Annotated in this window: 15 protein-coding genes; 9 read left to right on the top strand and 6 right to left on the bottom strand. The window is 53.5% G+C overall.

Annotated features, from left to right (window positions below; translation table 11 throughout):
* Nucleotides 1-32 precede the first annotated feature (32 nt).
* The 7 genes from bcp (at nucleotide 33) to LWL52_RS03825 (ending at nucleotide 5,533) form a co-directional block, all read left to right on the top strand.
* The gene (gene bcp, locus LWL52_RS03855) at nucleotides 33-485 is read left to right on the top strand and encodes a thioredoxin-dependent thiol peroxidase (protein ID WP_242917105.1); all 453 of its coding nucleotides are present in this window, start codon (nucleotides 33-35) and stop codon (nucleotides 483-485) included.
* 195 nt (nucleotides 486-680) lie between these two features.
* Nucleotides 681-1,538: a transketolase gene (locus tag LWL52_RS03850; RefSeq protein WP_242917103.1), complete on the top strand. Its 858-nt coding sequence runs from the start codon at nucleotides 681-683 to the stop codon at nucleotides 1,536-1,538.
* 35 nt (nucleotides 1,539-1,573) lie between these two features.
* Nucleotides 1,574-3,007: a vWA domain-containing protein gene (locus tag LWL52_RS03845; RefSeq protein WP_242917101.1), complete on the top strand. Its 1,434-nt coding sequence runs from the start codon at nucleotides 1,574-1,576 to the stop codon at nucleotides 3,005-3,007.
* Nucleotides 3,008-3,961 (top strand): transketolase family protein, encoded by a 954-nt coding sequence (locus LWL52_RS03840; RefSeq protein WP_242917099.1) that lies wholly within the window; start codon nucleotides 3,008-3,010, stop codon nucleotides 3,959-3,961.
* Nucleotides 3,962-4,045: 84 nt separating this feature from the next.
* Nucleotides 4,046-4,585 (top strand): RNA polymerase sigma factor, encoded by a 540-nt coding sequence (locus tag LWL52_RS03835; RefSeq protein ID WP_242917097.1) that lies wholly within the window; start codon nucleotides 4,046-4,048, stop codon nucleotides 4,583-4,585.
* A 36-nt stretch (nucleotides 4,586-4,621) separates the two neighbouring features.
* Nucleotides 4,622-5,071 (top strand): hypothetical protein, encoded by a 450-nt coding sequence (locus LWL52_RS03830; RefSeq protein WP_242917095.1) that lies wholly within the window; start codon nucleotides 4,622-4,624, stop codon nucleotides 5,069-5,071.
* Nucleotides 5,072-5,077: 6 nt separating this feature from the next.
* Nucleotides 5,078-5,533, top strand: a complete 456-nt coding sequence (locus tag LWL52_RS03825; protein WP_242917093.1) for a hypothetical protein — start codon at nucleotides 5,078-5,080, stop codon at nucleotides 5,531-5,533.
* 70 nt (nucleotides 5,534-5,603) lie between these two features.
* On the opposite strand, the gene LWL52_RS03820 is transcribed toward LWL52_RS03825, so the two are convergent.
* The 5 genes from LWL52_RS03820 to LWL52_RS03800 form a co-directional block, all read right to left on the bottom strand.
* Entirely contained in the window at nucleotides 5,604-7,412 is a 1,809-nt protein-coding gene (locus LWL52_RS03820; protein WP_242917091.1) for a DUF885 domain-containing protein, read from the bottom strand.
* A gap of 37 nt (nucleotides 7,413-7,449) precedes the next feature.
* Entirely contained in the window at nucleotides 7,450-8,169 is a 720-nt protein-coding gene (gene pepE, locus LWL52_RS03815) for a dipeptidase PepE (protein WP_242917089.1), read from the bottom strand.
* Nucleotides 8,170-8,372: 203 nt separating this feature from the next.
* Nucleotides 8,373-9,161 carry a polysaccharide deacetylase family protein gene (locus LWL52_RS03810; RefSeq protein ID WP_242917087.1) on the bottom strand — a complete coding sequence of 263 codons (789 nt, stop codon included), beginning with the start codon at nucleotides 9,159-9,161 and terminating at the stop codon, nucleotides 8,373-8,375.
* 412 nt (nucleotides 9,162-9,573) lie between these two features.
* Complete coding sequence (locus LWL52_RS03805) at nucleotides 9,574-9,837, bottom strand: hypothetical protein (RefSeq protein WP_242917085.1); 264 nt, start codon at nucleotides 9,835-9,837, stop codon at nucleotides 9,574-9,576.
* A gap of 90 nt (nucleotides 9,838-9,927) precedes the next feature.
* A complete protein-coding gene (locus tag LWL52_RS03800) occupies nucleotides 9,928-10,188 on the bottom strand; it encodes a hypothetical protein (protein ID WP_242917083.1) in 261 nt (86 codons plus the stop codon).
* A 317-nt stretch (nucleotides 10,189-10,505) separates the two neighbouring features.
* Between LWL52_RS03800 and LWL52_RS03795 the strand changes: the two genes are divergently transcribed.
* Nucleotides 10,506-11,618 (top strand): MBL fold metallo-hydrolase, encoded by a 1,113-nt coding sequence (locus LWL52_RS03795; RefSeq protein ID WP_242917081.1) that lies wholly within the window; start codon nucleotides 10,506-10,508, stop codon nucleotides 11,616-11,618.
* Nucleotides 11,619-11,677: 59 nt separating this feature from the next.
* Here LWL52_RS03795 and LWL52_RS03790 read toward each other — a convergent pair whose 3' ends face one another.
* Nucleotides 11,678-11,866, bottom strand: a complete 189-nt coding sequence (locus LWL52_RS03790) for a hypothetical protein (protein WP_242917079.1) — start codon at nucleotides 11,864-11,866, stop codon at nucleotides 11,678-11,680.
* Between the two features lie 177 nt (nucleotides 11,867-12,043).
* Between LWL52_RS03790 and LWL52_RS03785 the strand changes: the two genes are divergently transcribed.
* Nucleotides 12,044-13,231 (top strand): aspartate aminotransferase family protein, encoded by a 1,188-nt coding sequence (locus LWL52_RS03785; protein ID WP_242920645.1) that lies wholly within the window; start codon nucleotides 12,044-12,046, stop codon nucleotides 13,229-13,231.
* Nucleotides 13,232-13,392: the final 161 nt, after the last annotated feature.

The following is a 13,392-nucleotide window of genomic DNA, read 5'->3' as shown; positions in this document are numbered from 1 at the left end:
CTGATACGTGCTACGAGATACGTAACAAAACTATGACACTACACATCGGCGACAAAGCCCCTGAATTTGAAGGCAAGGACCAGAACGGCCAGCCTGTAAAACTGAGCGACTACCGGGGAAAGAAAGTGCTGCTATACTTCTACCCCAAAGACGATACCTCCGGCTGTACCGCCCAGGCCTGCAACCTTCGCGACAACTACAGCGACCTGCAGCAGCAGGGCTACGAGGTGATCGGCGTAAGTATAGACCCGGAGAAATCGCATCAGAAGTTTATCAGCAAGTATGAGCTGCCTTTTACGCTGCTAGCCGATACCGACAAGCGCATTGTAGAGCAGTATGGCGTGTGGCAGGAGAAATCCATGTATGGCCGCAAGTATATGGGCACCATGCGCTACACCTTTGTCATCGACGAGGAAGGCGTGATCCGCGACATCATCACCAAAGTAAAAACCGCTGAGCACGCCAGCCAGATCCTGGGTAAATAATCACCTAAAAAGCGCAGCTGCCTTTCCGCACAGCTGCGCTTTTTTAGCTTTTAAGTAAGTATAAAAGCACGTATAAACCGGCATGACTGGCGCCTTTTCTATTTCATTTACAGCCGAAGGGTAAACGGTTCGCTAAATTTTATTACTTTAGCTTACGATCCATAACGTATCATTTCCAATTCATAATCAGACAACGTGAATCCACACAACAAGAGAATAGACGAACTGAAGCAGGTGGCCGCGCAGGTGCGCCGCGATATTGTACGCATGGTGCATGCCGTTAACTCCGGGCACCCAGGCGGCTCGCTGGGCTGCACCGATTATTTCGTATCGCTATACTTCCGGGTGATGAACTACAGCCCCAACTTTAACATGGATGGCAAAGGCGAAGACCTGTTTTTCCTTTCCAACGGCCACATCTCGCCGGTTTGGTACAGCACGCTGGCGCGCGCCGGCTTTTTTGAGGTAAAAGAACTCGCTACGTTCCGCAAGCTCAACTCTCGCCTGCAGGGCCACCCGGCCACGGAAGAAGGCCTGCCCGGTATCCGGGTAGCATCCGGTTCTTTGGGCCAGGGACTTTCGGTAGCGCTGGGCGCTGCCGAAGCTAAAAAGCTGAACAACGACAATAGCCTGGTGTATGTGCTGATGGGCGACGGCGAGTTGGAAGAAGGCCAGATATGGGAAGCTGCCATGTATGCAGCGCATCACAAGCTGGATAACGTGATTGCCACCGTAGACCGCAACCACCAGCAGATCGATGGCTCTACCGACGAGATAGGCGGTCTGGGCGACCTGCGCGCCAAGTTTGAGGCTTTTGGCTGGCATGTGCTGGAAGCGGACGGCAATAACTTTGAGCTGCTGCTGCCTGCCCTGGAAGATGCCAAAGCTGCTGCCGGAAATGGCAAGCCGGTGATGGTGCTGATGCATACCGAAATGGGCTATGGCGTGGACTTTATGATGGGTTCGCACAAATGGCACGGGGTAGCACCAAACGATGAGCAGCTGCAGATCGCGCTGCAGCAACTGGCTGTAAACGAAGCCGCGGACTACTAATCTATCGTTTCCCGTTGCGGGTTATTCGTTTTTCGATGAACAAAAAACGAATAACCAACCACGAATCCTCGGCTATGGCTATCTGGCACCGCACCTTTGCAGCATTTTGTTTTTTGTTGATCCTGTTGTCAGCAGGCAATACGGCTTTGGGGCAGCAGGAAAAGCCCAAACCTAAAACGCGTATCCTGTTCTTGCTCGATGCCTCGGGCAGTATGCTAGCTAAGTGGGAAAACAGCGACCGCATGGAAGTGGCCAAAACGCTGCTGGCCCACCTGGTAGATTCGCTGCAGGGCTACGACAATGTAGAAGTGGCGCTACGCGTATACGGCCACCAGTTCGGCCGCGAGCGCAACGACTGCAAAGACACTAAGCTGGAGGTACCGTTCGCGGCCCGCAATACCCAGGCGATTAAAAGCAAACTGCAGCAGATCGTGCCGCGGGGCAACACGCCCATCACTTACTCGCTGGAGCAGGCGGCCGGAGACTTCCCGGCCGACAAATCCCGCAACGTGGTGATCCTGATCACTGATGGGCTGGAGTCCTGCGCAGGAGACCCGTGTGCCATGTCGCTGGCGCTGCAAAAGAAAGGCATCTTTCTGCGCCCTTTCATTATTGGCATCGGCATAGAGCCGGCTTACGAAAAGCAACTGAGCTGCATTGGCCAGTACTTTAATGCCGCCGATGTGCAGACATTTGAAAATGTACTGACCGAGATCGTAACGCAGACGCTGAGCCAGACCACCGTTAGCGTGGAGCTGCTCGATGACCAGGGCAAAGCCGTAGAAACGGACGTGAACATGACGTTTGTAAACGCGCTGAACGGCCAGCCGGAATATAACTACGTGCACTACCTGGACGGCAAAGGCAAGCCCGATGTGCTGGATGTGGATGCGCTGCTGCCGTATGACCTGGTGGTGAACACAACGCCCGTGGTGATAAAACGAAGCATTGCCCTGCAACCCGGCAAGCACAACGTGGTGCAGGTGCAGGCGCCGCAGGGCACCATTTACCTGCGCCAGAACGGGCCTTCTGCTTACGGGCAACTGGCAGCCCTGGTGCGCCAGCAGGGAGCCGAGCAGACCCTGCATGTGCAGGTATTCGGCAACAGGCACAAGTACATGGCCGGCACCTACGAGCTGGAGATTCTGACGCTGCCGCGCATTTATATGAAAGGCGTAACCGTGAAACAAGGCGAGACCAACACAATCACCATCCCGCCGCCGGGGCAACTGGCTATCTCGTCGCAGGTGCAGGGCTACGGCAGCGTGTATAGTATAACCGATAGTGGCAGCCAGGAGTGGGTTTGCAACATACCCGAGGAGAATAGTAAAATAACACTGGCATTGCAGCCAGGTAAGTATAGATTTGTTTATCGCCTCAAGTCCGCCCAGGCGAGTAAGTTTACTGATGTGCAGGATTTCACCATCAGATCGGGCGCAACAACAACCGTAAAAATTTTCAACAGATAAATGAAAGACTTCCCCTACACCGAGAGTAAAGATACCCGTTCCGGTTTCGGCGCCGGCCTGCACGAGCTTGGCCGCACCAACCCCGACGTAGTGGCCCTTTGTGCCGATTTGACCGGCTCCCTTAAAATGGATGCCTTCAAAAAAGATTTCCCGGAGCGCTTCTTCCAGGTAGGTATCGCCGAAGCCAACATGATGGGCCTGGCCGCCGGCATGACCATCGGAGGCAAGATCCCCTTTACCGGTACGTTCGCCAACTTCTCTACCGGCCGCGTATATGACCAGATCCGCCAGTCGATTGCCTACTCAGGCAAGAACGTTAAGATCTGCGCCTCCCATGCCGGCCTGACGCTGGGCGAAGACGGTGCCACGCACCAGATTCTGGAAGACCTGGGCATGATGCGCATGCTGCCGCACATGGCCGTAATCAATCCTTGCGACTATAACCAGACCAAAGCCGCTACTATTGCCATTGCCGCTTACGAAGGGCCGGTATACCTGCGCTTTGGCCGCCCGGTGGTGCCTAACTTCACTCCTGCCGATCAGAAGTTTGAAATTGGGAAAGCGGTGATGCTGAACGAAGGTACCGACGTGAGCATTATCGCCACCGGCCACCTGGTGTGGAAAGCCATCCTTGCCGGCCATATCCTGGCTGAAAAAGGCATCTCGGCCGAGATCATTAACATTCATACCATCAAGCCGCTCGACGAAGCAGCTATACTTGCCTCTGTGGCTAAGACCGGCTGCGTGGTATCGGCTGAAGAGCACAACCGTTTGGGCGGTCTGGGCGACAGCATCGCGCAGGTGCTGGTAAAGAACAGACCGGCTCCGCAGGAATATGTTGCCGTGAACGACTCGTTTGGAGAGTCTGGTACGCCGGAGCAGCTCATGGAGAAGTATGGCCTCTCCGAGCAGGACATCGTAGCCGCCGCCGAACGCGCTATCGCCCGTAAATAATTATTCGTTGCTAGTTGTTCGTTATTCGTTAGCCGGAGAGCGAATTATTCCGACCAACGAGTAACGAGCAACGAATAACACCTTTTGGAAGACAAAGAGCTTTTAGCCAAATTCGCCCACCCCGAAAGCCGCAACCTGGCTTTTAACCAGCTTGTCCGGAAGTACCAGCAGAAAGTATACTGGCACATCCGCAAGATGGTGATCGACCATGAAGATGCCGACGACCTGACCCAGGAAGTCTTTATCAAAGTATGGAAGAACCTGGAGACCTTCCGCCAGGATGCCAAGCTGTATACCTGGCTTTACCGCATCGCCACCAACGAGTGCCTGACCTTTCTGTCGAGTAAAAAAAGAAAATTTTTCCTGCCCCTGCACGATGTAACGGCCGAGCTCATCCAGAAAGTGGAAGCATCGCCGGAGCTTGCCGGTGACGAGATTCAGCTCAAGCTACAAAAAGCGATTCTGCGCTTGCCCGACAAGCAGCGCCTGGTCTTTAACATGAAATATTTTGATGAGCTCAAGTATGAGGAGATTTCCGAGATACTGGGCACGTCTGTGGGTGCGTTAAAGGCCTCTTATCATATCGCTGTAAAAAAAATAGAAGAATATATACAACAGGATTAAACCTTGACAGTATATCGGCATCTAACTGGTAAGAAAATGGAAAACAAGGGGAAACACATAAAGCTGCACGACATTCCGAAGCGCCACCTGCACCAGGTGCCGGAGCATTACTTCGAGCAACTGCCAACCCGCATTATGGCACGTACGGCTGCAGCCGGGGTGCCGCAGGCTGCCTGGTGGCAGCAAGGCCTCTGGCGCCCGCTGCGGGTAGCTGTGGCCCCGCTCCTGTTGCTGCTGGTTTTTGCGTGCGTATACTTCCTCAATATGCCTGCCCGATCTGCTGCACCTCCTATCCGTTTCGCAGCTTTGGCCGAAGTAGAGATCGTGGATTACCTGACCGATACCAACACGCCGCTGGAAACAGCAGACCTGGCAGAATTAACTTCGCTGTCGGACCAGGATTTAACGGCTGATTTCCTGAATGTAAGCTCCAAAGCAGCGGCTGAAGAGCTCGAATACCACCCCATCGAAGACCAAGATTTTTAACATACCATGAAACACCTGCAAACCCTGCTGTTGCTGCTCCTGTTCACCCTGGCAAGCAGCGCCGCCTTCGCGCAATCCGCCCAGGAAAGAGAGCGGAAAGAACATATACAGGCGGCCAAAACGGCTTATCTGACCGACAAGATGCACCTCACGCCGGAGCAATCGCAGAAGTTCTGGCCCCTTTACAACGAGTATGAGGCCCGGCGCCACGACATTTATGCTTCCTCCCGATCGATAAAGAGGGCGGATCCGGACGAGATGAACGACCAGGAAATACAGGCTACGCTGGATAGCAAGTTTGAGCGGGACCAGAAAGTGCTGAATTTGGAAAAGGAGTATGCCGCCAGGTTTCAGAAAGTGATTTCTTCGCGGCAGCTGCTGCAGCTTTACCGCAGCGAACACGAATTTACAAAGCTGCTGCTCAAACGCCTCGACGATAAAAACGCGCGTAATAATCCATAAACACATTTTGGCTAAATGTTGAAGAACTAAAAGGCCCTGCCGTTTTGCGGCAGGGCCTCTTTCTTGTAGGTCAGAATTTCTTTTGCTGCATGATCCACTCATCCATGCGGCGTTCCAGCACTTCCAAAGGCATGACACCGCCTTTCAGAATTTCGTCGTGGAAGGCGCTGATGCTGAATTTATCGCCCAGCTCCTGCTGTGCCCGCTGGCGAAGTTCCTTGAACTTCAACTCCCCTATTTTGTAGGAAAGCGCCTGCCCCGGAATGGCCATGTAGCGTTCGATCTCGGCGGTGGCGGCTTCTTCGCTGGTCAGCTCATTATCCAGCGAGTACTGGATAGCGCGCTCCCGCGACCAGCCTTTGGTATGGATGCCCACATCCACTACCAGCCGGATGGCGCGGTGCATCTCTTCGCCCAACCGGCCAAAATACTGGTAAGGGTCGGTATACAGGCCCAGCTCTTTGCCCAGACTTTCGGAATACAGGGCCCAGCCTTCGCCAAACGCACCGTACCAGGCATATTGCCGGAACTGCGGCAGCCCTTCCTGCTCCTGCTGCAGCGAGATCTGGTAATGATGACCTGGAATGGCTTCATGCAAAAACAGCGCCTCCATGCCTACTTTGTTATACTTGGTGGCATCCAGAATGGGCACGTAAAAAATGCCGGGCCGGGAGCCGTCCGGTGCCGGCGGGCTATACTCGGCGCTGGCCGATGCGGCCCGGAAAGCCTCCGTTTGCCGGATCTCGAACTTTGACCGGGGCTGAAGACCGAATAGCTTGTTCAGCTGCGGCTGCTCCCGTTGGTGTATCTGTTCAAAGGCAGCTAGTACATCGGCCGGCTTTTTGAAAGGCATAAACTGCGGATCGGTGTTCACATACTTAAAAAAGGCTTTCAGATCGCCCTTGAAACCGACCTGCTGTTTTACCTGCTCCATCTCGGCCCGGATGCGGGCCACTTCCTTCAGTCCGGTTTCATAGATCTCGTCCGGCGTTATGTTGGTCGTGGTCCAGTAGCGCACCAGGTATTGGTAATAGGCCTCCCCGCCGGGAACGCTGCTGATACCCGAAGTTGTGCGGCTCTTGGGCAGGTATTCGTACAGCATAAAGTCGTGCAGCTTGCGGTAGGTCGGGATCACCTGCTCTTTAATAGCAATAGTATAGGCCCGCGTGAGGCTGTCTTTTTGCTGCGCGGTAAAGCTTGCCGGCATATGTTTGATGGGCTCCCAGAAAATGATCTTGGTCGGGTCGTCCACCACCATGGCCTGCAGCTGCGGCAGTACTTTCAGCGTCAGGGCGCGGGGTAGCACAATGCCGGCTGCCATACCGCGGCGCATGTTGGCCACCGCCGTATCGCCCCATACCTGAAAGGCCTGGATGCGGCCCAGAAAGTTGCGGTAATCCCGGGGTGTTTTAAAGGGCTGATTCCCGGCACCGGACCCCAGCTGCCCCATGGTGATGGGCAGCCCCCAGAACTGGTTCAGCGGCAGCAGCTCGGTAGGTTGGTCAAGCCCCTCCAGCGCCATTTTCATCTCATACTTAAAAATATCGTAGCTGGTGCGCTGCTGCTCATTTAGCACCTGCCGGTCTATTTTGTTGATCTGGTTGAGGTAGTTGCGGTAAAAATCACGCACCTGCTGTTTGTAGGCCTGGCTGATGTCGTTTGGCAGCTTGTCGTTGTAGCGGTTATCGGCAATGGCAGTAGCTTCCAGCGGAAACAGCTTCAGGCGGTCTTCAAAGTAATTCCGGAAAAGCGTTTCGAGGTTTTCGTCCTGTAACACAATGGCGATGCTTTCAGAGGGCTCCGTGGTGCGGGTACAGCCCCAGGCACTTGCAGCGCCCAGCGCCAGGGAAGTATATAAAGCCAGCGGAATATTTTTCATAAGTATTTTTGAAATTAAAAAGGAGCGACCAGCCTGCTTAGACCGCATCCAGCAAAAAGCCGATATCGTCGCCGGGCATAAACTCCAGCGGCTTCTGGCCCTGCAGGAAAATACGAGCGGGTAGCGGCCCCAGCAGCGCTATTTTATCGCCCTTAATCCGCAGCATGCTGCCTTCGCGCAGGCCCACGACCGGCTGGCGGTTGTGCTGATGAAATTCCGCGATCCGGGTTTCACGGGTTTCGCCCATGTGCGTGGAGTCGGGCTCCGGGTCCAGGTAGTGGGGGTTGATATTGAAAGGCACCAGTTGCAGCGCATCAAAAGTCTTGACGTGTACCACCGGCATGTCGTTGGTGGTGCCAATAGTTTTGCCGGCCACGTTGGTGCCGGCGCTGGTGCCCATATAGGGCATCCCCTTGCCTGCACGCTGCTGCAGGGGCTGCACCAGTTTGTTGGCGTATAGCTGGCGCAGGAGCACGAAGGTATTGCCGCCACCTATAAACACCGCCTCGGCCTCGTTCACTGCTTTTACCGGATCATCATACGTGTGCACACCTGTTACAGTGATCTCCCAGGGTGCAAACGCCTCCTGCACTTTAGCGGTATAATCCGTGTGCGAGATGCCCCCGGGGCGGGCGTAGGGTATAAACAAAAGGCTGCGCTTGCCCTTTAGTAAGTGCTGTATCTCCTCTTGGGCATGCTCCAGGTAGCCCGTGCCATGTGTGGTAGAGGTGCTGATTAATAGTAGATCTCTGCTCATACCTCAAAAGTATGGAATTTTGTACGATAGAGCGGAATTTTAGCTGCGGGATTCTTCTCCTTCCAGCCTCGGAGTTCGGCCACGCCCGGAATAAAAGTAGCGCTTACGACGACAGTGGAATGAAGATGCGTAGCATCCACGCGCTGCGCCTTTTCTTTTACAAGATAATTATACTTTGCTATAGCAGTTAAGCCAGGGGTTTGCTATTTGCCTGCCTGGGTTGTATTCATATACTTGGCAGCATCCAGGAAGGTCGTATTCCAGATCTCCTTTTCATGTGCTTTGAGGAAATGCAACAGCTTGCTATGGGCTTCCAGTGACACATTTAGGGAGTGCTCGCCGCCAACGCCATGAAAAAGGAACACCACCATGGTGTTTGTTTTCATGGCCTGCTTTACCAGCGCAATGAGCTCGTCGCCCGACTGCCCGTTGATCATATAACTGCCGATATTATAGCGATTTGCCTTGTCCTTTTGCACCATTTGCCCCTGCACGCCACGGGCAGCCACAAATTCTCCTTTTACCGGATCGAGATAAGGCATGCCATTTATGGTCAGATCGCCGCAGGGATAGGCATACGTCCGCTCGGTTTTACCATCAACGGCATGCAGCAGTACATTGGTGGCTTTTATCTCATCTGTCATTCGGCGAACAGAATAGGTGGCCAGGTCATAATCCGAAGTTACAAAGCTTCGGCCCGGCAGGCTGCCGTTACAGGGGTGAAACAGCGAATGGTTGGCCAGTTCATGCTTGTTGGCTGCTACCTTTTTCCACTCGTCCAGGCGATGGGTAAAGGCCTGCGAAGAGCCGATGAGGAAAAAGGTGCCCTTCAACTGCAGCGAATCCAGCGCCGGCACCACCTTATCCAGGTGCACGTTCAGGGCGTCATCGTAAGTCAGCACCACAGCACATTTCTTTTTATGCCAGCTTTGGGCACTTACACTTATACTATACAAGCAGAGCAGAAACGGCAGAATTCTCTTAAAGCGCATCAGCGTGATTTTAAAGAAAAAGGTATAAACCAGGGATCTTCTAAAGATAGACCAATAATACAATTTTCTTTCGTAACATGCTGTATGTAAGTGGAGTCCTTTTGAGCGTGAACCGGCCAGCTATTTTTCCTGCCCTATTGCCGCAACAACAAGTATAAAATACCTAGTTTCAGGCAAGCACCGGATGTAGGCAACTGTCCTGCAGAGAAACTTTCGCTGCGTCGCGGCAGGGAAAACGGTTTCAATCTTATTGTTTACCAGCCATTAAAAAGAAGGAGCAAAAAGAAATGACTAAAGGTAAAGACTTGGCATAGGGCAAAGTATAAGACATATTTGCGCACAGGATATGTGGCACGCAGTGTTCGCGGCAATGAAGCGTATATAACAGGGTTTTAAAAGCTTGCAGGCGGGCTTAGTCGCTCTCCTTGTTTATGGGTAGCTTCAGCTTGATGGTGTCGGCGTAGGGGTCCAGGGCAGCATAGCTGGTAAGCGCCCGAACGAGGCCAATACTTTTGAGGTCGTATAGAAACCACAACTCCACATAGAAATCAAACAGCCAGTACAGATCGATTTTGCACCATCCGCGGATGCGGTGATGCAGGTAATGGCCCTTTTCTAAAACGACCGCTGCCTGGCGGCGCGGGGAAAGCTCATTAAATTCTTCGGCGCTAATCATGTCTCGTCAGGAACAACACAAACCAACAAATCAGAAAAAAGGCTGCGCAGGGCAGCCTTAAGGGTTTAACGTAAATATCCTGATTTTGGTCTAATTAAGATGCAGCGTGTACAGCTCAAAGCGGGTGGAAGCAAAGCTCCAGTGAGAGGGCGATGGGTGGATCTCTACCCCATCTTCGTCGGTAATCGTTACCGCAAACCCTTCTCCCTGGTTTAAGGGTTCTGTGAAGTGTTTAACGGAATATACCTTGCCTTCCTCAATCCATTCATCCGGCTCAAACACGGGCATCGACGCATCTACGCACTTTGCATACACGGCCATATAGCTTGGGGGTACAAATAAATTAACCATGCTCTAATAACTTTTCAGAAAGGTAAATAATTCCTGCAAAAAGAAAATGCAAGACCCAAAATTAAGGGCTTTCTGTAAGTATACAATAACTGTGCCTTAGCCGGTGCGTCAGTCTTATTTTATACTTAGTGGCTTGCACCCGGCGCCGGATGCTTGTATCCAGCTATTTATGATGTACCTTATAATCAGGTAGCTAAAGCAACGTTACCTTATAACAACAGCAGCCGCAAGTATACGGGCAACAGCCTATACCCTTTTACCTGACACACGTAGTAAATTGTCAGTCGCTATGTCAATTTTAAACAAACTTATCATATATGGAGGCATCTGCAAGAAAATCCCATCCCACCATCCAGGAGTCCTTTCCTGCAGCTCCGGGGGTATGGGGCGTAAAAACCGCATTCGTAAACCTGTATTTCATCGCGGAGCCCGATGGTTCCTGGGTGCTGGTGGATGCAGGACTTTACGGGTATAAGCAAAAGATAAAAAAAGCGGTGGTGGAACTGTTTGGCGAAGATGCCAGGCCCCGGGCCATCCTGCTCACCCACGGCCATTTTGACCATATCGGGTCGCTGCGCGAGCTGGCAGCCGAGTGGCGCGTTCCGGTGTATGCGCACCCGCTGGAGTTTCCTTACCTGACGGGCAAATCCAATTACCCGCCGCCCGATGCTAGTGTGGGCGGAGGCGGTATGGCGTACATGGCGTTTATGTACCCCAAAAAGCCGATCGATGTAAGCAATAACCTGGAACTGCTGCCTCCGGATGGCAGTGTACCGGGTTTACCTTCGTGGCGCTGGCTGCATACGCCGGGGCATACGGCCGGGCACGTCTCCTTTTTCAGGGAGAGCGACCGCACGCTGGTAGCCGGTGATGCCTTTATTACGCGTGATGGCGAATCGCTGGCCGCTGTGCTCTCGCAGAAACGAAAAGTGCATGGCCCGCCGGCGTATTTTACCTCCGACTGGGGCGCCGCGCAACATTCTGTGGAATTACTGGCTGACTTAAATCCTGAAATAGCCGCTACCGGCCACGGTTTGCCCATGCGGGGAAAAGAGCTGCAATCGCAACTCTACCAGCTGGTGCAGGACTTCTGGATGGTGGCCGTGCCGGACCATGGCCGGTATGTGCATGAACCCGCCGTGACGGATGAAATGGGGGTTGTTTCGGTACCTCCGCCGGTGAGTAACCCAGTGCCCAAAGTACTGGCTGTAGCTGGCGCCGTAGCGCTGGCCGGCATCGCCCTGGCAGCGCTACGCAACCGAAAAGCCGCCAAGCATCCTCGGTATGCCGCGAGCGGGGCTTTTCGCGAGCAGGAGGCAAAGCCGCTACAGCACCGGCCCTTCTCGCATAACCGTGTTGCTACTGGTCTTCCGCCTGATATTGACCCGAACTACGATGACCCGAATGGCCATACAAATAATTATCCCTGAAAAAAGAGAAGTCCGGCTGCAACAGTAGCCGGACTTCTCTTTTTCAGGATAACGAAATTTTAATCTTTCTTGTGGTTGGCTCTGCCGGAACCGCTTTTGTTACCGCCGCCATCCTGCTTGTTTACCGTGGCCCAGGCGCGTTTCTCCGCTTCTTCCTTGCTCACGCCTCTGTGTTCGTAGCCTTCTTCAATATGTTCTGCCTTCCGTTTCTGCTTGTCGGTGTAGGCTGATTTATCTCCCTGTGCCATATTCTCCTCCTTTTCTTAAGTAAAACATGTAATGTAGTAGCTTCTGCAGCTGCGCTTTTCTTTTTACGCAGATGGTGAATTTTCAGGTATACTTGCCTCCTCTGTTATGCCTATACTTAAGGCAAAGGGGCCATTAGCTGCCTTACTAAACGAACAATTCCGTACCTTTGCCCTATGATTTCGATGAGGCAATTGTTTCTGCAGCACCAGGCGCAGACATCAGATTTTCCGCTGATGATAGAAGTTGAGAAAGCCGAGGGCGTATACATGTATAGCCACGAGGGCGGGCGCTACCTGGATCTGATTTCGGGTATTGGGGTGAGCAACGTTGGCCACCGACACCCGCGGGTAGTGGCAGCCATTCAGGAGCAACTGGATAAATACATGCACCTGATGGTGTATGGCGAGTTTGTGCAGGCCCCGCAGGCTAAGCTGGCAGAAGCTATTTGCAGCACCCTGCCGCAGCGCCTCAACAACGTATACCTTGTAAACTCAGGAACCGAGGCAGTAGAAGGGGCTCTTAAGCTGGCCAAGCGCTTTACCGGCCGCACCGAGCTGATCACTTTCCGCAATGCCTATCATGGCTCCACACAGGGAGCATTATCTGTAAACGGCAGCGAAAGTTTCAAGAATGCTTTCAGGCCGCTGTTGCCTGATGTGCGCCTGCTGACGCATAATGTCTCGTCGGACCTGGAAAATATAACCACCCGCACGGCTGCTGTTATCCTTGAAACCGTGCAGGGCGAAGCCGGCGTGCGCCTGCCGGATAGCAGTTATCTGCAGCAATTGCGCCAGCGGTGCACCGACGTCGGCGCCCTGCTGGTCCTGGATGAGATCCAGACCGGGTTTGGCCGCACCGGCACGTTCTGGGCTTTTGAGCAGTTCGGCATCGAGCCCGATATTCTGCTTTGTGCCAAAGGAATGGGCGGCGGCATGCCGATCGGGGCCTTTATTGCACCGCAGGAGATCATGGCCGTATTCAAGAACGATCCCATCCTGGGCCACCTGACCACGTTTGGCGGGCACCCCATCTCGTGTGCTGCCTCGCTGGCAACCCTGCAGGTTATCCGCGACGAGCACCTGCTGGCAGGCGTAGCCGAAAAGGCAGCCCTGTTCAGGCAGTTGCTGGTGCACCCGCGCATTAAAAGCATCCGGCACTGCGGCCTGCTGATGGCAGCCGAATTTGAATCCTTCCAGGTACTCAAAGCCGTGATTGACCGTGCGATCCTCAATGGCGTGCTCACCGACTGGTTCCTGTTCTGCGACAACTCCATGCGTATTGCCCCGCCCCTCACCATCACCGAAGAGCAGATAAAAGAAGCGTGTGACGTGATCTTGCGCTCCATCGACGAAGTAGTGGGCTGAGCCGCTTAGCTTACGCCTGCTCCTGCTCTCTTAAACACAAGCCACCTGTCATTTGCTGCAACAGCTGCCCTAGCGCGTTGCAGCAACCAAGCCCCTCTCCGAGACGATTTATACGCGGCTGTGGCGGCGTGTTTATACTTGCTTAGCTGCTTTTCTTCATC

It is taken from the genome of Pontibacter liquoris (assembly GCF_022758235.1).
GTDB lineage: Bacteria > Bacteroidota > Bacteroidia > Cytophagales > Hymenobacteraceae > Pontibacter > Pontibacter liquoris.
The sequence above is the reverse complement of the archived record's forward strand: the minus strand, read 5'-3'. Positions and strand labels throughout refer to the sequence as shown.

Coding starts and splice junctions, on each gene's coding strand:
- bcp (WP_242917105.1), top strand. CDS start 33: ATGACACTACACATCGGCGACAAAGCCCCTGAATTTGAAGGCAAGGAC.
- LWL52_RS03825 (WP_242917093.1), top strand. CDS start 5,078: ATGAAACACCTGCAAACCCTGCTGTTGCTGCTCCTGTTCACCCTGGCA.
- LWL52_RS03830 (WP_242917095.1), top strand. CDS start 4,622: ATGGAAAACAAGGGGAAACACATAAAGCTGCACGACATTCCGAAGCGC.
- LWL52_RS03820 (WP_242917091.1), bottom strand. CDS start 7,412: ATGAAAAATATTCCGCTGGCTTTATATACTTCCCTGGCGCTGGGCGCT.
- LWL52_RS03800 (WP_242917083.1), bottom strand. CDS start 10,188: ATGGTTAATTTATTTGTACCCCCAAGCTATATGGCCGTGTATGCAAAG.
- LWL52_RS03810 (WP_242917087.1), bottom strand. CDS start 9,161: ATGCGCTTTAAGAGAATTCTGCCGTTTCTGCTCTGCTTGTATAGTATA.
- LWL52_RS03790 (WP_242917079.1), bottom strand. CDS start 11,866: ATGGCACAGGGAGATAAATCAGCCTACACCGACAAGCAGAAACGGAAG.
- LWL52_RS03805 (WP_242917085.1), bottom strand. CDS start 9,837: ATGATTAGCGCCGAAGAATTTAATGAGCTTTCCCCGCGCCGCCAGGCA.
- pepE (WP_242917089.1), bottom strand. CDS start 8,169: ATGAGCAGAGATCTACTATTAATCAGCACCTCTACCACACATGGCACG.
- LWL52_RS03840 (WP_242917099.1), top strand. CDS start 3,008: ATGAAAGACTTCCCCTACACCGAGAGTAAAGATACCCGTTCCGGTTTC.
- LWL52_RS03795 (WP_242917081.1), top strand. CDS start 10,506: ATGGAGGCATCTGCAAGAAAATCCCATCCCACCATCCAGGAGTCCTTT.
- LWL52_RS03845 (WP_242917101.1), top strand. CDS start 1,574: ATGAACAAAAAACGAATAACCAACCACGAATCCTCGGCTATGGCTATC.